This window comes from Actinomadura kijaniata (genome assembly GCF_014138665.1).
Lineage (GTDB): Bacteria > Actinomycetota > Actinomycetes > Streptosporangiales > Streptosporangiaceae > Spirillospora > Spirillospora kijaniata.
This window is the reverse complement of record NZ_JACJIA010000012.1, coordinates 45,409-68,115: the sequence shown is the minus strand read 5'-3', so window position 1 is coordinate 68,115 and position 22,707 is coordinate 45,409. Positions and strand designations below refer to the sequence as shown.

At 72.8% G+C, this 22,707-nt stretch carries 20 protein-coding genes; 5 read left to right on the top strand and 15 right to left on the bottom strand.

Annotated features, from left to right (window positions below; translation table 11 throughout):
* Nucleotides 1-10: 10 nt before the first annotated feature.
* From pstA to pstS, 3 genes are all read right to left on the bottom strand, one after another.
* Nucleotides 11-940, bottom strand: coding sequence for a phosphate ABC transporter permease PstA (gene pstA, locus HNR61_RS35375; protein ID WP_182847505.1), 930 nt, complete (start codon nt 938-940; stop codon nt 11-13).
* Nucleotides 937-1,866, bottom strand: coding sequence for a phosphate ABC transporter permease subunit PstC (gene pstC, locus HNR61_RS35370; RefSeq protein WP_312898271.1), 930 nt, complete (start codon nt 1,864-1,866; stop codon nt 937-939). The genes pstA and pstC overlap by 4 nt, the downstream gene beginning before the upstream one ends.
* 168 nt (nt 1,867-2,034) lie before the next feature.
* A complete protein-coding gene (pstS, locus tag HNR61_RS35365; RefSeq protein ID WP_182847503.1) occupies nt 2,035-3,138 on the bottom strand; it encodes a phosphate ABC transporter substrate-binding protein PstS in 1,104 nt (367 codons plus the stop codon).
* Nucleotides 3,139-3,415: 277 nt separating this feature from the next.
* Here pstS and HNR61_RS35360 point away from each other — a divergent pair, with 277 nt between their 5' ends.
* On the top strand, nt 3,416-4,084 hold the full coding sequence (locus HNR61_RS35360; RefSeq protein WP_182847502.1) for a hypothetical protein: 669 nt from the start codon (nt 3,416-3,418) through the stop codon (nt 4,082-4,084).
* Here HNR61_RS35360 and mshD read toward each other — a convergent pair.
* Nucleotides 4,048-4,923, bottom strand: coding sequence for a mycothiol synthase (mshD, locus tag HNR61_RS35355; RefSeq protein ID WP_182847501.1), 876 nt, complete (start codon nt 4,921-4,923; stop codon nt 4,048-4,050). The genes HNR61_RS35360 and mshD overlap by 37 nt on opposite strands.
* A gap of 99 nt (nt 4,924-5,022) precedes the next feature.
* Between mshD and HNR61_RS35350 the strand changes: the two genes are divergently transcribed.
* Entirely contained in the window at nt 5,023-6,702 is a 1,680-nt protein-coding gene (locus tag HNR61_RS35350) for a bifunctional metallophosphatase/5'-nucleotidase (RefSeq protein ID WP_182847500.1), read from the top strand.
* Between the two features lie 79 nt (nt 6,703-6,781).
* Here the strand turns inward: HNR61_RS35350 and HNR61_RS35345 are convergent, their stop codons facing one another.
* Entirely contained in the window at nt 6,782-7,945 is a 1,164-nt protein-coding gene (locus HNR61_RS35345; RefSeq protein ID WP_425544509.1) for an inorganic phosphate transporter, read from the bottom strand.
* A complete protein-coding gene (locus tag HNR61_RS35340; RefSeq protein ID WP_067813555.1) occupies nt 7,942-8,559 on the bottom strand; it encodes a DUF47 domain-containing protein in 618 nt (205 codons plus the stop codon). Before HNR61_RS35340 ends, HNR61_RS35345 begins: the two co-directional genes overlap by 4 nt.
* A 232-nt stretch (nt 8,560-8,791) precedes the next feature.
* Between HNR61_RS35340 and HNR61_RS35335 the strand changes: the two genes are divergently transcribed.
* A complete protein-coding gene (locus HNR61_RS35335; RefSeq protein ID WP_182847499.1) occupies nt 8,792-8,992 on the top strand; it encodes a heavy-metal-associated domain-containing protein in 201 nt (66 codons plus the stop codon).
* 127 nt (nt 8,993-9,119) lie between these two features.
* Here HNR61_RS35335 and HNR61_RS35330 read toward each other — a convergent pair whose 3' ends face one another.
* From HNR61_RS35330 to HNR61_RS35320, 3 genes are all read right to left on the bottom strand, one after another.
* Nucleotides 9,120-9,302, bottom strand: a complete 183-nt coding sequence (locus HNR61_RS35330) for a hypothetical protein (protein ID WP_067813589.1) — start codon at nt 9,300-9,302, stop codon at nt 9,120-9,122.
* 265 nt (nt 9,303-9,567) lie between these two features.
* Entirely contained in the window at nt 9,568-13,548 is a 3,981-nt protein-coding gene (locus tag HNR61_RS50210; RefSeq protein WP_182847498.1) for a hypothetical protein, read from the bottom strand.
* A 56-nt stretch (nt 13,549-13,604) separates the two neighbouring features.
* Nucleotides 13,605-14,138 carry a gamma carbonic anhydrase family protein gene (locus HNR61_RS35320; RefSeq protein WP_182847497.1) on the bottom strand — a complete coding sequence of 178 codons (534 nt, stop codon included), beginning with the start codon at nt 14,136-14,138 and terminating at the stop codon, nt 13,605-13,607.
* Nucleotides 14,139-14,532: 394 nt separating this feature from the next.
* On the opposite strand from HNR61_RS35320, the gene HNR61_RS35315 reads away from it, so the two are divergent.
* Entirely contained in the window at nt 14,533-15,510 is a 978-nt protein-coding gene (locus tag HNR61_RS35315; protein ID WP_182847496.1) for a DivIVA domain-containing protein, read from the top strand.
* 109 nt (nt 15,511-15,619) lie between these two features.
* The gene (gene def, locus HNR61_RS35310) at nt 15,620-16,147 is read left to right on the top strand and encodes a peptide deformylase (protein ID WP_182847495.1); all 528 of its coding nucleotides are present in this window, start codon (nt 15,620-15,622) and stop codon (nt 16,145-16,147) included.
* A 374-nt stretch (nt 16,148-16,521) separates the two neighbouring features.
* Here def and HNR61_RS35305 read toward each other — a convergent pair whose 3' ends face one another.
* The 6 genes from HNR61_RS35305 to HNR61_RS35280 all read right to left on the bottom strand — a co-directional run bounded on the left by HNR61_RS35305 (nt 16,522) and on the right by HNR61_RS35280 (nt 22,626).
* Nucleotides 16,522-17,013, bottom strand: coding sequence for a hypothetical protein (locus HNR61_RS35305; RefSeq protein ID WP_182847494.1), 492 nt, complete (start codon nt 17,011-17,013; stop codon nt 16,522-16,524).
* A gap of 162 nt (nt 17,014-17,175) precedes the next feature.
* A complete protein-coding gene (locus HNR61_RS35300; RefSeq protein WP_182847493.1) occupies nt 17,176-18,084 on the bottom strand; it encodes a S1C family serine protease in 909 nt (302 codons plus the stop codon).
* An 83-nt stretch (nt 18,085-18,167) separates the two neighbouring features.
* On the bottom strand, nt 18,168-18,593 hold the full coding sequence (gene arfB, locus HNR61_RS35295; protein WP_182847492.1) for an alternative ribosome rescue aminoacyl-tRNA hydrolase ArfB: 426 nt from the start codon (nt 18,591-18,593) through the stop codon (nt 18,168-18,170).
* A 303-nt stretch (nt 18,594-18,896) separates the two neighbouring features.
* Nucleotides 18,897-20,333: a sensor histidine kinase gene (locus tag HNR61_RS35290; RefSeq protein ID WP_182847491.1), complete on the bottom strand. Its 1,437-nt coding sequence runs from the start codon at nt 20,331-20,333 to the stop codon at nt 18,897-18,899.
* Nucleotides 20,333-21,049, bottom strand: coding sequence for a response regulator transcription factor (locus tag HNR61_RS35285; RefSeq protein WP_067831442.1), 717 nt, complete (start codon nt 21,047-21,049; stop codon nt 20,333-20,335). The genes HNR61_RS35290 and HNR61_RS35285 overlap by 1 nt, the downstream gene beginning before the upstream one ends.
* A gap of 104 nt (nt 21,050-21,153) precedes the next feature.
* Nucleotides 21,154-22,626 carry an alpha/beta hydrolase family protein gene (locus HNR61_RS35280; protein ID WP_182847490.1) on the bottom strand — a complete coding sequence of 491 codons (1,473 nt, stop codon included), beginning with the start codon at nt 22,624-22,626 and terminating at the stop codon, nt 21,154-21,156.
* Between the last annotated feature and the right edge of the window lie 81 nt (nt 22,627-22,707).

Here is a 22,707-nt window from a genome sequence, read left to right as displayed (position 1 = left end):
CGGGGACGGGTCAGCGTCCGGCGGCGGGCTTGAAGCGGCGGGCGACCAGGCGCGCGCCGAGGTTGAGCAGCATGATCAGCAGGATCAGGACCAGCGCGCCGGTCCAGGCGCGGTCCAGCGAGGTCTGCTGCGGGTTGCTGACCTGGTCCCAGATGAACGTGGGCAGCGAGCCCTGCGGCCCGTCGAACGGATTGAGGTTGATCGCCTTGGTGAAGAAGATCGTCAGCAGCAGCGGCGCGGTCTCGCCCATGACGCGGGCGACGGCCAGCATGATGCCGGTGAGGATGCCGGTGAGCGCGGTCGGCAGCACCACGAAGCAGATCGTCCGCCAGCGCGGCACGCCCAGCGCGTAGGACGCCTCGCGCAGGTCGCCCGGGACGAGCTTGAGCATCTCCTCGGTCGCCCGCACCACCGTCGGCATCATCAGGATCGACAGCGCCAGCGCCCCGGCGAAGCCCGACCCCTCCGGGGCGATCTGCAGGGTCAGCATCCACATCGCCAGCACGAACAGGCCGGCGACGATCGACGGGATGCCGGTCATGACGTCCACGAAGAAGCTGATCGCCTTGGCCAGCCGGCTGCCCGCGCCGTACTCGATCAGGTAGACCGCGGTGAGCACGGCGACCGGGACCGAGATCACCGTGGCGATGGCGACCTGCTCCAGGGTGCCGATGATGGCGTGGTAGGCGCCGCCACCGCCGTCGCGGGCGGTCACGCCGTTCATGGAGAACGCGAAGAAGTCGGCGTCCAGCCGGGCCAGCCCGTTGGTGATCACGGTCCACAGCACCGACAGCAGCGGGATGATCGCCAGCGCGAACGCCGCGTACACCAGGCCCTGGACCAGCCGGTCCTTGATCTTCCGGGAGGAGGAGACCGGCGCGAGGCTGGAACCCTTGGCGGACCGGCCCGGCCCGGGGGCGGACTTGGAGACGGCGGTCACACGAACTCCTTACGACGCGCCACCACGGCCCGCGCGGCCATGTTGACGACCAGGGTGATCACGAACAGCACCAGACCGGAGGCGATCAGCGCGCCCCGGCCGATCTCGCCCGCCTCGCCGAAGTTCTTGGCGATGTTGGCGGCGAACGTCGAGCCGCCGTTCTCCAGCAGGTGCCAGTTGATGCCGGGGACGTAGGTCAGCACCAGCGCGACGGCGATGGTCTCGCCCATCGCGCGGCCGAGGCCCAGCATCGAGGCACCGACCATGCCGGACCGGCCGTAGGGCAGCACCGACATGCGGATCATCTCCCAGCGGGTGGCGCCCAGCGCCAGCGCCGCCTCCACGTGCGCGCGCGGGACCTGGAGGAAGACCTCGCGGGAGATCGAGGAGATGATCGGCAGGATCATGATGGCGAGCACCACGCCCGCGGTGAAGATCGAGCTCTTGCCGGGGTTGTCGCCGCCGAAGACCGGGATCCAGCCGAACGTCGCGTTCAGCAGCTTGCTGACGCCCTCCATGTGCGGCACCAGCACCAGCAGGCCCCACAGGCCGTAGACGATGCTGGGCACGGCGGCGAGCAGGTCGACGACGTAGCCCAGGCCGTTGGCCAGGCGGCGCGGCGAGTAGAACGCGATGAACAGCGCGATCCCGATCGCGACCGGCGTCGCCATCAGCAGCGCCAGCAGCGACGACATCAGCGTGCCGAACGCCAGCTGCGCGATGCCGAACTGGGGCGGGACGGCGTTGGGGTTCCAGTCCTCGGAGGTGAGGAAGTTGGCCTCGTTCTTCTGCAGCGCCGGGATCGCCTTCCAGATCAGGAACACGGCGATCGCGGCCATGATGGCGAGCACGAGGATCCCCGAGCCGCGCGCCGCGGCGGCGAAGATCCTGTCACCGGCCCGGCCGGTGCCGACGGCGCCGCCGATGGGGCGGGCGGGGGTGCCGACATGCGCTTCGATGCCGGACTGGCTGGTCACGGGGGTCCTCCTCGGGGGTGGCTGCGGCCGGACCCGCCTGCACCCCGTCGCCGTTGGTACCGGGTGGCGACGGGGTGACGAGGCTGGGGGTCAGGACTCAGGACAGGGCCTCGACGCTCAGGCCAGGGCCTTGACGGACGCCTGGACCTTGGTCAGGACGCTCTCCGGCAGCGGCGCGTAGCCGAGCTGGGTCAGCACCTTCTGGCCGTCCGCGCTGGCCGTGTAGGTCAGGAAGGACTTCACGAACTTCGTCTGCTCGGCGGGCAGGCCCTTCTCGCAGACGATCTCGTAGGTCACCAGGTTGATCGGGTAGGCGCCCGGCTCCTTGGTGGTGTAGTCGATCTTCAGGGCGACGTCGTTGCCGGTACCGACGACCTTGGCGCCCGCGATGCCCTTGGAGGCGCTGTCGGCGCTCAGCGCGACGTACTCGCCCGCGCCGTTCTTGATCTTGGCGGTCTGCAGCTTGTTGTTCTCGGCGTAGGACATCTCCACGTAGGAGATCGCGCCGGCGGTGCTCTTGACCTGGGTGGTGACGCCGTCGGACTTCTGCGCGCCCTCACCGGCGGTGGCGGCCCACTTCTTGGCGGGCTCCCACTTCCACACGTCGGGGGCGGTGGCCTTCAGGTACTTGGTGAAGTTGTCGGTGGTGCCCGACTCGTCGGCGCGGTAGACCACCTTGATCGGGGAGGACGGCAGCTTGGCGCCGGAGTTCTCGGCGGCGATGGCCGGGTCGTTCCAGGTCTTGACCTGGCCCGCGAAGATCTTGGCGATGGTCGCGGGGGACAGCTGGAGACCGTCGGCGCCCTGCAGGTTGTAGACGACCGCGACCGGGCCGACCACCATCGGCAGGTTCAGGGCGTTGCTCCCCTGGCAGCGCTGCTTGGCCGGGCCGGTCTCCTCGGGCTTGAGGGCCGAGTCGGAGCCGGCGAACGCCACCTGGCCGGAAGTGAACGCCTGGATGCCCGCACCCGAGCCGGAGGCGTTGTAGTTGAGGTTGGCACCCGCGCACTTCTGCGCGTAGATCTTGGTCCACTCCTCGATGGCGTTCTTCTGGGCGCTGGAACCGGCCGCGTTCACCGTGGCCTTGGCGCAGTCGATGTCACCGGCGGGAGCGTTGCCGCCGGACGCGCCGGTGTTGTTGTCGCTGCCGCACGCACTCAGGGCAAGCGCACCCGCGACGACCACGCCACCCAGGGCGGCCAGCCGAGAACCGTTCTTCACCGGAGGGTCTCCTCTTAGTTTCCGTGGGGGCGGCGGACCGACCGGGAGCTGGACCGTTTGTCCAGGTAGCGGGCCACCGTCGCAAGCGAAGCTAGGCAGCCGAGGTGTACGGCCACCCCGATCCAGGTGAACGAAAGGTGAACTGAGCCGGGCAGAACCTGAAAAAGTGCCTCGATTAGTTATGTCCAGGGGGTTAACACCCCAGGTCACACGGCCCAAACCGCCGCGATATCGGGCCTTTCCGGCGGGGTGCGCGCCCCCTGGCTACGCTCGCCGGGTGAGCTTCGGAAACTTCGCCCGCAAGGCCCGCGACCCGTCGCTTCCGCACCGGCGGCGGGCCTCGGCGCTCGGCTCGTGCGTGCAGCTCTACCGGCCGATCGGCTACCACCCGACGCTCGACTACCTGAACGCGAAGGCCGGTCCGCTCCTGCGCGACGAGGGGGCCCTGCTGCGGGCGCTGGAGCTGCTGGAGGCCAGCCGCGCCCTCTGGCACGAGGACGTCCGCCGCTACGACGCCCGCCGCCGCGCGGCCAAGCGCCGGGGGCGCCGCGTTCCGCGTCCCGCGGAGGTCTCACCGGCGGCCGGACCGGCCCACTGGTACGGCGCGCCCCGCGAGGCGGCCCTGCACGCGCTGCGCTTCTGGCGCCGCGGCCGCTCGGCGCGGTTGCTCGGCGCGGCCGGGACGCCGCTCGCCGGGGACGCGCACGCGACGGTCCGCCTCCTGGACGCGACGCTGGCCGCCGAAGGGCGCCTGGCCCCGGCCGACCTGGCGGAACTGGCCGTACTGGCCGAACGCCTCGGCGACCCGGCGGACCCCGCCGAGTACCAGCGCGTCCGGGAGCTGCGGACCGTCCTGCGCCACATCAGGACCGCCGCCGACCCGCCGGAGTGGCCAGGCGCCGGTAGTGGTCAGGCGGAGGTGCCGTACATGACGTCCACGGCATAGCGGGTGAAGCCCAGGGACTCGTAGAGGCCCACGGCGGCGGTGTTGGACTCGTCCACGTACAGCAGGATCTGGGGGACGCCCCGGTCGCGCAGGTGGTGCAGGCCCGCCAGGGTCAGGGTGCGGCCGAGGCCGAGGCCCTGGGCGGACGGGTCCACGCCGACGACGTAGACCTCGCCGAGGCCGTCCGGGTGGATCTTGGTCCAGTGGAAGCCGACGACCTCGCCGCCGCGTTCGGCCAGGAACAGGCCCGCCGGGTCGAACCACGGCTCGGCCTCGCGGGCGCGCACGTCCTCGATGGTCCACGCCCCCTGCTCGGGGTGGGCGGCGAACGCGCGGGCGTTCACCCGCAGCCACGCCTCCTCGTCGCGTCCCGGCTCGAACGCGCGCAGCCGCACCCCGTCGGCGACCTTCGCCTCGGGCAGCGGGTCGGCGGCGGGGCGGCGCATCTGGAACAGGGCGCGGACGCGTTCCATGCCCTCCGATTCCGCGAGCGCGGCGGCGGCCGGCAGGTCGCCGTGCGCCCAGACGCGGAGGGGACCGCCCGCCTCGGCCAGCAGCGCGCGCAGCAGCGCCCGCCCGTGGCCCCGGCGGCGGTGCGCGGGGTGGACGACCAGCTCGGCGGCGGCACCCTCCTGGCCGGTGGCCGGGTCCAGATGGCCGTAGGCGACGGTCGCGCCGGAGTCGACCACGGTGAACGCGGGCCTCCCGGCGCGCAGGGCCAGGATCGCGTGCTCGGACAGCGGTCCCACGCCGTCGGCGGCGGTCGCCGCCTCCACCACCGCCATGACCGGGGCGGCCTCGGCGGCCGCGAGCACGACGTCCCCGCGCGTGTCATCCATGATCGCCAGCCTACGCCCCCACCCGGCCAGACCAAATCGACACAGAACCGTCATTTATCGGCATAATTCCGCCCTCCGGCAGCCTCTAGTCTCGCGTGCATGAACCCCAGACGCCTCCTGCTGACCGCCGCGACGGCCGGGGTCTCCGTCGTCGCGCTGGCCGCCCAGCCCGCCGCGGCGCGCCCCGCGCCCACCGCGGACGTGCGCCTGCTGTCGCTCAACGACTTCCACGGCAACCTGGAACCCCCGACCGGCAACTCGGGCAACGCCGTCGACGAGCACGGCCACACCGTCCCGGCGGGCGGCGCGGCGCACATGGCCGCGCACCTCAAGCGCCTGTCCGACCGCAACACCCTGAAGGTCGCCCAGGGCGACATGATCGGCGGCTCGCCGCTGATCTCGGCGGCCTACCACGACGAGCCGTCGGTGCAGTTCCTCGGCGACATGGGCGTCACCGCCTCGGCCGTGGGCAACCACGAGTTCGACGAGGGCTACCAGGAGCTGCTGCGCATCCAGAACGGCGGCTGCCACCCCACCGACGGCTGCTCCCCCGAGGGCGAGTGGCGCGGCGCGAAGTTCGACTTCCTCGGCGCCAACGTGCTGAAGGGCAAGAAGAACAGGCCCGCCCTCAAGCCGTGGACGGTCCGCCGGATCAACGGCGTGCGCGTCGGCTTCATCGGCGTCGTCACCAAGACCACCCCGACCATCGTCACCGCCGAGGGCATCAAGGGCCTGACGTTCGAGGACGAGGTCAAGGCCGCCAACCGGGCCGCCCGCGACCTCAAGCGGCGGGGCGTGCGCTCGATCGTGCTGCTGGTGCACGAGGGCGACCAGGTCCAGGCGGGCAACCGTCCGGACGCGTGCGGCACCGTGCCGGGCGCGGGCACCCGGATCGCCCAGTCCGCCGACCCCGAGATCGACATGGTGCTGGCGGGCCACACCCACCAGCAGTACGTCTGCACGGTGCCCGACCCGAAGGGCAGGCCGCGCCTGTACTCGTCGGGCTCCTCGTTCGGCCGCGTCATCACCCAGGTCGACTTCAAGGTGAACAAGCGCACCGGCGACATCGTGCGTTCCACCATGAAGGCCGACAACCACGTCGTCACCCGCGACATCTCCGACCCGGCCACCGAGCGGTTCGTGGCCAAGTGGAAGGAGCGGGTCGCGCCGATCTCCAACAAGCCGATCGGAAAGATCACCGCGGACCTGGACCGCACGCCCTCGCCCGCCGGTGAGACCACCCTCGGCAACGTGATCGCCGACGCGCACCTGGAGGCCACCAGGGACCTCGGCGCGCAGGTCGCCGTCACCAACCCCGGCGGCATCCGCACCGACTTCACCTACAAGGCCTCCGGCTCCGAGGGTGACGGCGTGGTGACCTACGGCGAGGCGTTCGCCGTGCAGCCGTTCAACAACGTCACCGGCGTCGTCTCCCTGACCGGCGAGCAGCTCGACAAGCTGCTGGAGCAGCAGTGGGAGGGCCAGAAGTACGAGCGCGTCCTCCAGCCCTCGGCCAACTTCCGCTTCACCATCGACCGCTCCCGGCAGGTCGGCGACCGCGTCTCGAACATCACCGTGGACGGCACGCCGGTCGACCCGGCCGCCACCTACAAGGTCTCGGCCAACAACTTCCTGCTCGGCGGCGGTGACGGCTTCACGGTCTTCACGCAGGGCAAGGACGCCAAGCTGGGCCCGATCGACCTGGACGCGCTGATCGCCTACTTCGGCGAGCACTCCCCGATCGCCCCGCCCCCGCTGAACCGCATCTCCGGCCGGTAACCCCCACACCCCCGAAACGACGCGAACGGGGCCGCCTCCCGGTGGGAGGCGGCCCCGTTCCCTGTCGTCGGAGGGGGTGTCAGGCTCCGAACAGGTGCACCAGCCAGTAGACGACGGCGGCGACCAGCGCGGCCATCGGCATCGTCAGCACCCAGGCGGCCACGATGTTGCCCGCGACGCCCCAGCGGACGGCCGACAGGCGCTTGGTCGCGCCCACCCCCATGATCGCCGAGGTGATCGTGTGGGTGGTGGAGATCGGGGCGTGCCAGATGTAGGCCGCGCAGTACAGCACGACCGAGGCGGTGGCCTCGGCGGCGAAGCCCTTGGGCGGGTCCAGCTCGATCACCTTGCGGCCCAGCGTGCGCATGATGCGCCAGCCGCCCGCGTAGGTGCCCAGCGACAGGGCCCCGGCGCAGGCCAGGATGACCCACAGCGGCACCGTCTCGCCGTCGGAGTGGCCGGTGGTCACCAGGGCCAGCACGATGATGCCCATCGTCTTCTGGGCGTCCTGGAGGCCGTGGCCGAGGGCCATGGAGGCGGCCGAGAGGGTCTGCGCGATGCGGAAGCGGCGGCCGACCCGGCCCGGGTGCGCCCGGCGGAAGGTCCACAGCAGCGCGACCATGAAGAAGTAGGCCAGGAAGAAGCCGACGACCGGGGAGATCACCATCGGGATGGCGACCTTGTCGACGACCTTGGACCAGTTCACGCCGGACGCCGAGGCCAGACCCGCGCCGACCACGCCGCCGATGAGGGCGTGCGAGGACGAGGAGGGCAGCCCGAAGTACCAGGTGATCATGTTCCAGGCGATGGCGCCGAGCACGCCCGCCGCCACCACCGTCAGGCCGTGCAGCCCGCTCGGCGGGGAGATCGTCTCGCTGACCGTCTTGGCGACCTGCACGCCGAGCAGCGCGCCGATCATGTTCATCACGGCGGCCATCAGCAGCGCCGCCCGCGGGGTGAGCGCCCTGGTGGACACCGATGTCGCGATGGCGTTGGCCGCGTCGTGGAAGCCGTTGGTGTAGTCGAACACCAGCGCCACGACGATGACCAGCACCAGCACCGCCATCTGGGCGTCGGTGCGCAGCCCGATGGCCCCCATCGCCATCACCAGCAGGATGCTGAGCGGCAGCAGCAGCCAGAACTTGCTGGGCCCGCGCCGCGCCTGTTCGGCCAGCGTCGGATCGGCGGGGCCCGGAGGCTCCTTGGTGAGCGTGCCGCCCGGATTCTTACCGGACACGCTCACGACTCCTTGACCGCGATGGTCTCGACCGTGTTCGCCACGTGCTCGAACGCGTCGGCCGCGTCCTCCAGCCGGTCGATGACCTGCTGGAGCTTCATCACCGTCAGGGCGTCGTACTCACCGCTGAACAGCTGCGCCAGCAGCTTGCGGTAGACCTGGTCGCCCTGGTTCTCCAGCCGGTTGATCTCGATCCAGTACTCGTTGAGCTCCTTCATCGAGCGCAGCCTCGGCATGGCCTCGGCGGTCAGCTCGGCGGCTCGCTCCAGTACCTCCACCATGTGGACGATCCCCTTGGGGAACTCCTCGATCTGGTAGAGGACGACGAGGTCGGCTGCCTCCTCCATCTCGTCCATCACGTCGTCGATCGACGACGCGAGGCGGTAGATGTCCTCGCGGTCGAAGGGCGTGATGAAGGTTTCGTTGAGCCGGCGCATGATCGCGTGAGTCGCCTCGTCGCCCGCGTGCTCGCAGGCACGCATCTTCTCCGCGATCGCTTCCCGATCAGTGCCGTCGCTGATGAGCTCCACGAGCAGCCTGGCGCCGGTGACCAGGTTGTTCGCCGAGTCGGCGAACATGTCGTAGAAGCTGTCCTCACGCGGCGTGAGACGCAAACGCACGTCGTTCTCCTGAAGTGCCGGAACAGTCCGCTGAGGATCGTAGGCGCAACCGGCCGTAAAAAGAACCTTCGCCTGCGGTTCGGCTGCCGTCTTCCGTCCTCTCACCTACAAGGGTGCCCTAGATCATGGGTTGCACACCCCCCTCGCCCGGCGCGCGACACGCGGTCCCGCCACGGCCTGGAGGCTTTACCCTCGGCGGGGACGGCCTCGATGCGGAGAGTGAGAAACCGGCATGAGTGAGATTCGTTACAACGTTCCAGAGATCAGCTGCCAGCACTGCGTGAACGCCATCGGCGGCGAGGTGAGGCAGGTCCCGGGAGTCGCCGAGGTCGTCGTCGACGTGGACGCCAAGACGGTCACGGTCCGTGGCGAGGAACTGGACGACGCCGCCCTGCGCGCCGCCATCGACGAGGCCGGGTACGAGATCGCCTGAACGCGCGGCCGGCCGCCCCGGCGGCGCGGGCCCGGAAACGACGATGCCGGGGCCGCCCCGTGGCGTCCCCGGCAGGTCACGGCCCGCGGATCGTCGCTCCGCGGCCCGTCCGAGCCCCGTGTCGTGCTCAGTCCCGGCGCGTCAGTTCCCGTCGTCCCTGCTCCACGGAGCGCACGCCGAGCACCGAGTCGATCTCCGCCAGCGTCAGCGGCTGCTCCGCGGCGGCCACGGCGCTGAGAATCTCGGCGTAGAGTTCGATCTCGTCCAACGCGACGCGGTCCTGGACGCGCAGATCGAGCTTCTGGCGCATCGCGTCCACCTCCTTGCGTTCCCTCGCCCGCCCGTGACGGCGAGCGCCACGCGGCCGCCGGCACCCGCGGCGCCCCGCGCACGCGCGGGGCGAGCAGCACCCTTCACCGCTGCACCCACTGCCCACGTCAAGGCTACGCGCATGGTCCCGCCGCGCGCATGACCCAAGAGGGCCATTCGGGGGGCCACCCGCGACGGTGATCGCCTGGCCTGGCCGGATGGCCCCCTCGTCCCCGGGGGACGCCCCCGGACCGGCCGTCGCCGGCTCAGCGGCCGCGGTGGAAGTCCCCCAGCATCTGCTCCAGCGAGGACTCGGGCAGATCGCGGGCGGTCAGCCGGGCCACGATGGAGGCGTTCACGTCCGCCCCCGCCAGCCGCGCCGCCTGCCGCGCCACCGTCTGCTCGAACATCTCCCGCGCCGTGCGCGCGTAGGCGAACGCCGGGTCCTCCCGCATCCCGTCGAACCGCGCCAGCAGCTCCACGCGCAGCTCCTCGTCCAGCACGTAGAGATCGCGTTCGGCGTAGCTCTGGAACAGCCGGACCAGCTCGCGGCTCGACATGCCGGTGAACTCCAGGACCGAGCCGAACTCGGCCCGGAAGCCGGGGTTGCCCGCCAGGAACCCCTCCATCTCGGCCGCCGCCCCGGACAGCACCACGACGAACTGCCCCGAACGCCGCCGCATCTCGTGCTGGAGGCGGCGCACGACGGTCGGGACCCGGTCCAGCAGGTGCGCCTCCTGCACCAGCAGCACCCCGCCGAGCGCCTGCTCGACCATCCCGACGACCCGGCCCTCGGTGTCGGCGGGGTCGCGTCCGGCCAGGTGGACGGGGCGGCAGGCCACCACGTGCCCCGACCGCAGCAGCCCGTAGGCGCCGTAGATCCCGCCGATCAGGCCCGCGACGGTGGTCTTGCCGGTGCCCGGCGACCCGGTGAGGATCAGGTGGCGGGAGTCGGGGTCGGGAACGCCGTGCCGGACGCGCCCGGCGGCCGTCTCGGCGCTGTCGGCCAGCTCCCGCACGGCCCGCTTGACGTCCTCCAGCCCCATGAGCTGGTCGAGCTGGCGCAGGTAGCCGTCGATGTCGCCGGCCGGGCGCAGCGACGGCTCGATCTGCTCGGCGACGCCCTCCAGGTCGGCGGGGGTCAGCACCAGCCGGTCGCGGGAGGCCCCGGCGCGGGTCATGGCGCGCTGGCTGGCCTGGTCCAGGTACGCCTCGACGAGCCGGGCGTTGACCAGGTCGCCGGGGCCGCGCAGGCGCTCCAGGTCGGCCTGGGCGGCCTCCAGGGCGGCGGCGCCGACCGTGACGCGGCGCTCGTCGGCCAGCAGGTGCAGCAGCGTCATCCGGTGGTCCAGGTCGGACAGGTCCGGCAGCCGGTACACGCGGAACGTCTGCACGAGCTTGGGGTGCTCCTGGAGCAGCCGCTTGTAGGCGCGCGGCTCGCAGGTGGCGATCAGCGGGGCGGGCACGGCCGGGTTGCGGCGCGCCCGGCGGACCGTGGCGGCGGCCGCCACCGGGTCGGCGGCCGAGGTGATCGCGACGTCCAGGCGTTCGAACAGGATCGCCGGGCCGGGGCGCGTGAGGATCGCCTCCAGCCGCTCGGCGGGCGCGTCGCGGACGTCGTCGGCGTCGTGGGCGCGCAGCGCCCCGTCGCCGACCCCGGCGTCGGCCAGCGTCAGCGCGATCAGCCGGGCCAGGCGGCGCTGCCCGGTGTGCGGGTTGCCGACCAGCAGCACGCTGGGCAGCCCGCCGGACAGCCCGGGGCGGGGCGCGTCGGGGGTCCCGTCCACCCGGGTCGCCTCGAACGGCGGCGCGCCGTCCAGCATGGTGGCCGGAGGGGCGGCCGGGAGGGGCGCGCCGTCCACGCGGGTGGCGTCGTCGTGCGGGCCGAGCGGGGCGTTCCACGCCTCGACCCGGGCGCGCAGCTCGTCCAGCAGCTCCCCGGCGTCGAGCTCGCCGGACACGAAGCCGATGCCGTAGCGCTCCAGGACGCGGCGCTCGGTGCGTTCGGCGGGTGGGGGGATCTCGTGGACGGGGCGTTCGGGCGAGGGGGTGTCGTCCAGGTAGTCGAAGTTCCCGATGAGGGTCTCGGACATGATCCGCGTCCCCGGGCCCTCCGCGGCGCCGCCCGGCGGCCGTTCGGGGGCGGGCTGGTCGTACACGCCCGCCTGGTCGACGTCCTCGGGCCCCAGCATGCGGGTGCGCGGCGGATCCTGCGGCTGCGCAGGCGGCTGCGCAGGCGGCTGTGGGGGCTGCTGAGGCTGCGCGGGCTGCTGGTAGGCGGCCTGCTGGTAGACGGCGGCCGCCGCGTCGTCCACGCGCGTCCCGTAGGCGTCGACGGGCTCCTGCGGCGGCGGACCGGGCGGCCCTCCGTGACGCTGGTAGCTCATGTCCGAGTAGGGCGACTCCGAGTGGGACGCCGCCTCCCCCGGGCTCTGGAACCCGAGCTGCGTGTAGGGCGGCATGACGTTCCCCTCGGGCTCCTCCTCCGGCTGCCCGAACGGCCGCTGCCCGCCCCCTCCCGGTGGCTCGAACGCACCCGGCTGCTCGAACGCGTCCTGCTGCCCGAACGCGCCCGGCTGCGGCCCGCCCACCGGCTGGAACCCGAGCTGCGTGTACGGCGGCGCGGCGCTGCCCTCCGGCTCCTCCCCCGACGCCGCGAGCGGCGCGGGCGGCTGGAGCCGGCCCTCGTCCCCGCCCGGGTGGGCGGGCGGCTGCACGAACGCGCCCGGCTTCCTGCTGGAGGGCTGCGGAACGGCCCCCGGCGGCATCCCCGGCTGCTGCTGCGCGCCGAACGGCGACGGCTGCGCCCCGGTCCCCAGGCCCGGGCCCGGCGGCACGATCGTCGGGGCCTTGGCGGTGGCGCGGACCCGGTCCGCGCCCATGATCCCGGCCAGGATCGCCGTCGGCACGGGGAAGCCGCGCGGCCGGGCGGGCATCCCGCCGAGACGGCACCAGGCCAGGTCCAGTTCGTAGGCGGAGGCCACCAGCGTCTCGGCCGCGTCGCCGGTCAGGCCGGGGGCCGACCCCAGCGGCCCGGCCAGCCGCAGGTCGTCGGGCCACATCCGCCGCAGCGGGTGCCCGGCCTGGTCCAGCACCGCCTGCACCGTGTAGCGGATCTCCGGGTCGAGCCAGGGCACGATGCCCGCCGCCATCTCGCCGCGCACCACGGCCAGGTCGGCGGCCAGCAGCGCGGCGGCGACCAGGCGGGGTTCGACGTAGGCGGGGCTGTTCGGGTCCCCCGCGTGCTCGGCGACGCGTTCGGCGAAGCCGTAGAACGCGTGCCGGAAGTTGTCGCCGGGCGAGCTCTCGTTGCGCAGCGCGGGGACCAGGTGGGGCGGGCACCGCGTCAGCCACTGCTGAACGATCGCCTGGTCGCCGTACGGCAGCGCCCCGTAGTCCACGGTCGGGTTGCTGAGCGTGGCCCCCAGCATGGCCAGCAGCGCGTCCGCGCGCGTCTGGAAGCGGACGTCCTCCCGCAGCGCGCTCGCCACGGCCCACATCGTCCGCAGCACGACCACGGCGGCGTCCACGCGGCCCGAGCGCAGCCGTTCGGCGTACAGGCCGACCAGCGTCTCCAGCGGCGGCGGGGTCAGCCAGCGCGGCCCGTCGGTCCGGGGCAGCGGCTTGGCGCGGTAGGGCTGCCACAGGTCGAGCATCTGCGCGTCCAGCCGCGCGTCGAACACCGGGGCGCTCGCGCACCACAGCATCACGCCCCACGCCACCGCCACCGTGGACGGCGTCTCCGACGTGAACTGCGACCACCAGTGCGGGTACTCCCCGGCGGGCAGCGCGGCGGCCGAGTCGACGGTCGAGCGCACCCGCGCCGTCAGGCCGGGGTCGAACCCGCGCCCCACGAACGGCCGCAGCCCGACCGGGGCGTACTCGTAGTCGGGTCCGGCGGGCACGACGTGCGGCGGCAGCGCCGGGGCCCGCCCGCCGACCTGCTGGGCGGGCTGGGCCGACATCCGCGTCGCGGGCGACTGCGGCGGCGGGCACAGGTACCACTGCCCGTCCCGGGGGTCCAGCCGGTACCAGCGCGCCCACGCCCCGAACAGCCACCACGTGCCGTCGGGCAGCACCAGCATCCGCCCGGCGATCGCGTGCTGGCGCTGCTGCGGCGGGGCCGACTGCCACCAGCCCGCCCCGACCATCTCCCGTATGTCGCGCTCGGCGAGGGCGAACGGGTCCCGCCCGGCCGTCTGGGCACCTCCGTACCCCGCTCCGCCGAATCCAGGTCCCCACGCCACGCCGTCATCGTAGTCAAATCCGCCCAGGACGTCCCCGGCGGACCGTCGTGGCCGGCCTAACGCCAGGTGGCGTCCGCGTGGCGGCGCGCCTTCTGGATGTAGACGTCGGGGGTGTGCTCCAGGACGAGGCGGTCGTCGTCGTTCAGCTCACGAACGATCTTTCCGGGCGTCCCGGCGACCAGCACCCCGGACGGGATCGTCTTGCCGGGCGGCACCAGCGCGCCCGCCGCGATCAGGGTGTGCGCGCCGATCCGGGCGCCGTTCAGCACGATCGCGCCGATGCCGATCAGCGCGCCGGTCTCCACGTGCGCGCCGTGCACCATCGCCTTGTGGCCCAGGCTGACCCGGTCCTCCAGCACGGCGGGCACGCCGGGGTCGGCGTGCAGGCAGCACAGGTCCTGGATGTTGACCTCGTCGCCGACGACGATCTCCTCGTCGTCGCCGCGCAGCACCGAGCCGTACCAGACGTTGGCCCGCGCGCCCAGCCGCACCTTCCCGACCACGACGGCGCCGGGCGCGACCCACGCCTCGGGGTGGATGTCGGGTCCGTCCTCGCCCAGCGAGCCCACGTAGTTCATGGCGGAGTTCATAGGCGGGATGGTAGGACCCGCCGCGCGCCGTGTGGTGCGGCGCCCTCCGGCGAAGCTCCGGTGGTCCCCGTGGACAGGGTGCGGTGAGGACGGTCCGGCGCGGTGCCGGGGGTGCCGTCGGCGACGTACGACGGGTCCCTGTAGAAAAGGACGCTGGACGCACCGGGGCAGGTTGCCCAGTCGGCGCCAACGCACGCGAAATTTCCCATAATTGGAGAGTTTGTCGACCCGCGCAGGTTAAGAAACGGCAGCGAGAACGGCGTTCCGGTTGCGCGAATGGGGCGGACCGGGCAAGAGTCGAGGCTGACCAGAGGCTGACCACCCGACGTACCCTCAGCGCCGTCTCCGACCCTGACGGGGTGATCAACCCCCCGCCAACGACCCCCAAGGCACCATGAGCAACGAAGCGGAAATCCTGCCGAACCTCCTCCGGGAGGAATCCTTCGAGATCGTCATGCGCGGCTACAACCGCCGCCAGGTCGACGAGTTCATCGCCCGCAGCCAGAACCAGATCCGCGAGCTGGAGGCCCGGCTGGCCCGCGCCCTCGACGACGTCGAGCGCACCCGCCGCGAGATGGCCGAGGTCCGGGAGGCGCGCAAGCCCACCGGCGACGACCTGTCGGACCGGCTCCGGCAGATCATCAACCTGGCCGAGGACGAGGCCAAGGAGAAGCTGGCCGCCGCCGAGGAGCAGGGCCAGCAGATCCGCAAGGACGCCGAGCAGGAGTCCAAGCGGATCATCGAGGCGGCCCGCGGCGACGCCGACCGCGACATCGCCCAGGCCCAGGAGAAGGCCGACCACGTGCTGGCCTCCGCCAAGAAGGAGGCCGACAGCGTGCTGTCGACCGCCAAGCAGGAGGCCGAGCAGACCGTCACCTCCGCGCGGCTGGAGGCCGAGCGGACCCTGACGGCGGCCGAGCGCCGGGCCAATGTGATCAACGAGGGCGCCACCCAGCGCCTGAACCACCTCACCCGCAACCACACCCAGGCCCTCCAGCGGCTCACCGAGATCTCCGAGACGCTGCACCGGCTGCTGACCGCCGAGAACGAGGCGGGCCCGCTGGAGAAGATGGTCGAGGACGCGGTCAAGCAGGCCCCGCCGCGCAAGCAGCCCGCCGCGCCCAAGGCCGCCCAGCCCGCGCCCCGGCCCGCCCAGGCCCCCGCCGCGCCCAAGCCCCCGGCCGCCCCGGCGCCGGCCGCGCCCAAGCCGATCGCCGAGCGCCCCGCCCCGCCCGTGCCGCACGAGCCGGAGCCGACCGTGGTGGACACCCCGGTCCCGCAGGTCCCGCCGCAGACCAAGCCGACCCCGATGATCAAGCTGGACGCCACCGACGACCTTCCGTCGCCGCACCGTCCGGGCGAGCCGGGCTGAGCCCGGGCCCGGAGACGGGCACGGGGCACCGACGGTCTCGCGGTGCGGCCCCGCCGGGATCCCCGGCGGGGCCGCACCCGGGCCCGCCCCGCTTTGTAAGATCTTGAACATGGCGAAGACGAAGACCGGCCAGGGGACCATCCGCCCGATCCGCCGCCTGGGCGACCCCGTGCTGCGGACCGGATGCGATCCGGTGCGCGCCTTCGACGCCGAGCTGGAACGCCTGGTCGACGACATGTTCGCCTCGATGTACGAGGCCAACGGCGCGGGCCTGGCCGCCAACCAGATCGGCGTCGGCCTCCAGGTCTTCACCTACGACTGCGAGGACGACAAGGGCCGCCGCCACGTCGGCCACGTCGTCAACCCCCGGCTGGTCGCCGCCGACGGCGAGGTCCTGACCGCGTCCGAGGGCTGCCTGTCGGTGCCGGGCCTGCGCTTCGACACGCCCCGCCACGCGCACGCGGTCGTCGAGGGCTTCACCGCCAGGGGCAAGCCGATCACCGTCGAGGGCACCGGCTACTTCGCCCGCTGCCTCCAGCACGAGTGCGGCCACCTGAAGGGGCAGGTCTACATCGACGTCCTGGACGGCGAGGCCCGCCGTGCCGCGATGCGCGCGATCCGCGAGCGGCGCGACTAGGGAGCGTCGGGAAGTCCGATGTGCGGCGGTGTCGTGATCGCCGACGCCGGAGACCATCGCGGCGCCGGCGGCCCGGCTCCGCGGTGAGGCGTCTTGCAAGGATTCCGCGTGCTCTCGAAATCAGGTCACCGAGGGCTTTTCCCGAGCCCGGCAGGAAATTACCCCACCGAATCCGGCGTCACTCTCGTTCGAATACTCTCAGCTTGTTTCCGCATCGCTCGACCCGGCGGTTCTCGCCATGCGTTGAGGCCCCCGACCGCGGGTCGGAGGCCTCAACGCTTCCGCCCTGGCCGGCCGCCCTCCTGTCGGCCGGCCCGGCCGGCTCGATGCGCGGCCATCGCGGCGGGCGATGAGTCGGCCTCGAGGACGGTGGGTCAGCGCGCCTTGCAGGAGGTCTTCCTGCTGCCCTTGTAGGGCAGGTTCTTCACCGTGTGGCCGCGCACGACCTTCCACACGTAGTAGTAGTCGGTGCCGAACTTCTTGTTGCCCTTGGTCTTGCCGTTCGTGTCGAACTTGCGGCACCAGTACTTGTAGGTCTTGCCGCTGGCGCTGACCTCCGCCCGCCGCTGCACCACGGTGGCGGTGATCTTCTTGCCCTTCTTGCAGTGGTTGTTGAAGTAGATCTTGGTGGTCGAAGTGCCGCGGCTCCAGCTGAAGTTCACCTTGGCGTTGCCGCCGTAGCCGGCGCCGCACTTGATGCTGCTGCTGCCCTTGGCGCTGACGGAGCCGCCGGCCTCGACGGCCGCGGTCTTCGCCGCGACCGGGGCGGCGGAGGGCGTGGCGAGTGCGGGAGCGGCGGGAGCGAGGGCCAGCGCCATGCCGCCGGCGACGACGGCTCCGGCGACCCTTGCCTTGACGTTCGACAAATTTCCACCCTTTCCGATTTGCTGAGCTTCTCGAACCATCAAGAACCCTAGGAAGGGGCTGTCGCCATCAACCAGAACGCAGGGCACTATTCGTCATTAGTGCCAGAGAACTAGGAAATGCTCCGAAACTTGATACGTGGCGGGGCGTCCCGGCCACCGGGGCTAGGTGCCCGCGCGGGCGATGATCTGCTCGGCGACCTTCCTGGCGTCATTGGCCGGGATGGCGAAGCCGACGCCGATGCTGCCCGAGCCGCCGCCGGACGTGGCGATGGCGGTGTTGATCCCGATGAGCCGTCCCGCGCCGTCCACCAGCGCCCCGCCGGAGTTGCCGGGGTTGATCGCCGCGTCGGTCTGGATGGCGTCCTCGATCACGGCCTGCTGCCGGCGGGTGGTGCGGTCGCGCAGGAACGGCGGGAGGCTCTCGTTCCCCCCGGAGTCGCCCTCCTGGATGCTGCGGCCGAGCGCGCTGACGATCCCGGACGTCACCGACCCGTCCAGCCCGAGCGGGCTGCCGATGGCCAGCACCGGGTCCCCCACCCGCACCGCGTCGCTGTCCCCGAACGTGACCGGGGTGAGCCCGGACACGCCCGCCGCCTTGATCACCGCGATGTCGCGGGCGGCGTCGGTCCCCAGCACCCGCGCCCGCGCGGTCCGCCCGTCGCTGAACTTCACCGTCACCTGGTCGGCCCCGGACACGACGTGCGCGTTCGTCAGGATCGTGCCGTCGGCGCGCAGCACCACGCCCGATCCGCTGCCCGAGCCGGTGTCGATGGACACCACGCTGGGCTGCACGGCGGCGGCGACCCGCGCGGTCGTGCCGCTCCCGGTGGACGCCCCGGTCACCGCGACCGGCCGGGCGGCGCCCGGTCCCGCCGCCGCGACCCCGATCGCCGCGCCCGCTCCCCCGGCCCCGACCGCCAGCGCGGCGGCGGCCGCCACGGCCGCGGCGCGGCGCCGCAACGACCATCCGGTCTTCGCCGGGGCGGGCTCGGGCCGAGGCCCGAACGCGGGCGTGGGCGGGGTCCAGGAGGGCTGGGTGTACGGCTCGTGTTCCGGATGCCGGTTCGTCATCGGCGGTCCCCCTTCGCGTCCCCCTCAGGCTGAGCGGGCGCGGTGAGGCGTCACTGAGACGAACGTGAGAGCCGGATGAGAAATCAGTCCCAGCGCGCCGAGCGCTGCTTCTTCACCTCGGAACGGCGCTTCTTGTTCTGGAGGCGGCGCTCGTTGATACCGCGGGGGATCTTCTTCGGGACGCGCTTCTTGGGGGGCGGGGCCGTCGCCTCGGCCAGCAGGGCGGCCAGGCGGGCGCGGGCGGCGTCGCGGTTGCGCTGCTGGGAGCGGTACTCCTCGGCGCGGATCGTCAGCACGCCCCGGACCAGGCGGTGCGCCAGGCGGTGCAGGGCGCGGTCGCGGAGCGGCTCGGGGATCGACGGGGAGCCGGCGACGTCGAACGACAGCTCGGCGGCCGTCGCGCTGGTGTTGACGTGCTGCCCGCCCGGCCCCGAGGAGCGGGAGAAACGCCAGCTGAGCTCGGACTCCGGAACGGAGAACGAGCCACGGACGGGGATCTGGTCGGGCATGGGGTGATTATCCCCGGTGAACGCGGATCATGTCGTCCCGTTTTCCGGCGGGAACATGACACGGCCGCGTGCCCCGGGGGCGGGTCACGCGGCCGTGCTCTCCCATGCGGGGCCGTCCGGACCCCGGCCCGGGTCCGTGCGGCCCAGATCACCGACTGCGCCGTCCGTCCGCCCGTTCCCCCCAGAACCTGCCCGGACGGGCTCGCAGCGATGAGCTCTCCTTGCACTGACGAATATGCCGACGTCTCCTGAAGCGACCCTGGCGTGAAGCTGAAAGTCCGCTGAAGGCGCCCGGCGGGGCGGTCAGTCGGCGAGCGGCAGCACCACGCGGAACACCGCTCCCCCGTCCGGTTCCGCGTCGACCTCGACCTTCCCGTCGTGCGCGGCGACCAGCGCGGCGACGATCGCCAGGCCGAGGCCGGTGCCGCCGTCCTCGCGGCTGCGGGACTGGTCGGCGCGGTAGAAGCGCTCGAAGACGCGTTCGGCCTGTTCGGGGGTGAGGCCGGGGCCGTGGTCGGCGACCTCGACGACGGCGGCGGGGATGCCGTCCAGGGAGCCGGACGCCAGCCGCACCTCGACCGGGGAGCCCTCCGGGGTGTGCGCGACGGCGTTGGACAGCAGGTTGCCGAGCACCTGCCGCAGCCGCGGCTCGTCGCCGAGCACCTGGTAGGCGATGCCGCTGGAGACCGTCAGCTCGACGGCGCGGTCGGGCGCGACGACCCGGGCCTCCTGGACCGAGTCGGCGGCGACGGCGAGCAGGTCCACCGGGCGGCGCTCCACCGGCCGCTGCCGGTCCAGCCGGGCCAGCAGCAGCAGGTCCTCCACCAGCAGCCCCATCCGGCCGGCGGCCTGCTCGATCCGGCCGATCAGCCGGTCGATCTCCGCGGGCGTGCGGGCCGCGCCCTGCCGGTAGAACTCGGCGAACCCGCGGATCGCGGTGAGCGGCGTGCGCAGCTCGTGGCTGGCGTCGGCGACGAACCGCCGCATCCGCTCCTCCGAGCGCCGCGCCGTGGCCTCGGACTCGGCGCGCGCCCCGAACGCCGCCTCGATCTGCGCGATCATCGCGTTGAACGACATCCCGAGCCGCCCCACCTCGGTGCGCGGGTCGGCGGCGGGCACCCGCCGGGACAGGTCGCCCGCCGCGATGGCCCCGGCGGTGCGCTCGATGTCCTCCAGCGGGCGCAGGCTGAGCCGCACCGCCTGGACGCCCAGCCCGGTCAGCCCGGCCAGCACCAGCACCCCGACGATCACGTCGATGAGGACCAGGCGGCCGACGGTGCGCTCGATCTCCGCCAGGCTGAGCCCGAGCACGATCCGCCCGCCGCTCGGCAGCGCCTCGACCAGCACCCGCCAGGCGGGGCCCCGCTCGGGGGCGTTGCCGGTGGTGAACGGCCGGTCCAGCGCGACGTCCAGGTCGGCCGACAGCCGCGGCTCGCCGGGCCCGCCGAGCGGCGCCTCCTCGTAGACCTGCGTGCCCTCGGGGTCCCGCACCTGGATGTACATCTCGCTGGGCACGCGCGGCTGGATCTTGTTGCCGTGGCGCAGCTGGCGTTCGACCTGGTTGGTCGCCCAAGCGATGGAGGTGCGGAGCTGGCCGTCGGCGCGTTCGACCAGGTAGCCCTTGAGCACCCACACCCCGGCGGCGCTCATCGCGGTCAGCGCCAGCACGACCAGCACCAGCGTTCCCGCGATCAGCCTGATCCGCAGCGGCGTGCGGGCGGCCAGCTCCCGCGGCCGCATCAGCCCGGTGGCTGGCGCAGCACGTACCCGACGCCGCGCAACGTGTGGATCAGGCGCGGCTCGATGTTGTCGACCTTGCGGCGCAGCGCCGACACGTAGGACTCGACGATCCCGGCGTCGCCGCGGAAGTCGTAGTTCCACACGTGGTCGAGGATCTGCGCCTTGGACAGCACGCGCCCGGCGTTGGCCATGAAGTACCGCAGCAGCTTGAACTCGGTCGGCGAGAGCTGGATCGGCCGCCCGCCGCGCCACACCTCGTGGCTGTCCTCGTCCAGCTCGATGTCGGCGAACACCATGCGCGCCGGGGGTTCGGCGGCGCCGCCGCGCACGCGCCGCAGCACCGCCCGGATGCGGGCGACGACCTCCTCCAGCGAGAACGGCTTGGTGACGTAGTCGTCGCCGCCGATCGTCAGGCCCTTGATGCGGTCCTGGACGGCGTCGCGCGCGGTCAGGAACAGCACCGGGGTGTGGTCGCCGCCGGAGCGCAGCCGCCGGGCCACGTCGAACCCGTCGATGTCGGGCAGCATGACGTCGAGCACGATCAGGTCGGGCCGGTGGCGGCGCGCGGCCTGCACGGCGTCGGCCCCGTTGTCGGCGGTGACGACCTCGAACCCGGTGAACCGCAGGCTCCCGGCCAGCAGCTCCCGGATGTTCGGCTCGTCCTCGACCACCAGGAGCGTCGCCTCCGGCGTACGCTCCGCTGCCCTCTCAGTCAATGCCACCTCCGCGATTCGCCGCAGAGGATCGCACTCCAACCTGAATATCCCCTGAACGTCCGCACGAGATTCCCTGCGCCGGGCGCCCGGAAACCCCGCCGGGCTCAGCGCGCGCGCGGCACGCTGACCGAGACGTTCGCCTCCACCCGGCCCGCCGACCGCTGCCAGGTGAACAGCCCGGTGCCGGGGATGATCTGGAGGGTCAGGCGGCTGGCGGGGCCGACCTCCCAGGCGATCGCCTCCAGGTCCCGGGTGACGGTGCGCTCGCGGCCGTCGAGGGTCACCGGCAGCGGGGTGGCCTGGTTGCCGACGACCACGCCCGTCTCGCGGTCGACGATCTGGGCGAACAGCGCCGTTCCGGGCCGCAGGGCGTGGCCCCGGTAGGTGAGCGTGACGCGGGGCGAGCCGACGGCCCGCGCGGTGGTGGGCGAGGCCGGGATCGGCACCTCGATGGCCCTGCCCTTGCGGGCGGGCGCGGCGGCGGTGGCGGAGCCGGTGTTGTCGAGCTGGGTGAACGTCATCCGGCCGGTTCCCCTGGCGCGGAGCGGGCCGAGCGCGGGCGGCGGGTAGGCCGCGGCGCCCCGGTAGACGCCGTTCTGGTCGATGTACTCGAACTCCGGCCCGGTGTCCACGGACCGGTCGCCCCGCAGGTGGCGGGCGAACCAGGCGAGGGTGGCCCTGGTGACGTGGTCGGCGGGGCCGGCCTTGGCGTTGCACTGCCCGTGCCCGCCGCAGAACCAGATCATCTTCGCCGGGCCGCCGTTGGCCCTGACCGTGCGGTAGGTCGCGATGCCCTCGCGCAGCGGGAACAGCGTGTCCACCGTGCCCTGGACGACGAGCGTCGGGATCCGCAGCCGACCGATCAGGTTGCTGGGGCCGTGGTCGGCGAACCAGCGCTCCAGGTCCGGTTCGAGCCGCCCGGTCCGGACGCCGTCGAAGCACGCCCGCCGGACCTTGGGCGCGATCCGGTTGCCGTTGGTCATCCCGCCCAGGCACAGGTTGACCACCCAGCCCGCGCGCAGCACCCGGTCGCGGTAGAGGGTGCGCCGCAGGTCGTTGTAGGCGACCAGCGGGACGATGACGTCCACGCGGCGGTCGATGCCCGCGGTGACGAGCTGGATCGCGCCGCCGTAGCTGCCGCCCGCCATGCCGAGCCGGGGGTCTCCGGGGCGGTCCAGCCGAACCTCGGGCTGGCGGGCGGTCCAGTCGATGAGGGCGCGGACGTCACGGCCCTCGAACGCGTGGTAGTCGACGTTGGCCTCGCCGCCGGAGCCGAAGCCGCGGGCGTTCCAGGTCACCACGTTGTACCCGGCTGACAGCAGGGCGCCCAGCATGCCCTTGGCCGTGTCGGTCTCGCCCCGGCCTCCCCAGCCGTGCCCCAGCAGGACGGTGGGGGCGCGCCGTCCGTCGGCCGCCCCGTGGGCGGGGAAGAAGTGCGTCACGATCGACACGCCGTCGAACGACCGGACCTTGGTCGTGCGGGCCTTCCCCGTCGCGGCGTGGGCCGCCGGGGCCGCGGCGACGAGGCCGAGCGCGAGGGTGGAGGCGGACAGGGTGGCCAGCAGCCTGCGTGACATGGGGCGCTCCGGCGGGGGAGATGATCGAGACAGGTGATTTCTACCACCTGGTAACCACGGCGGCCAGACCCTTCATGAACC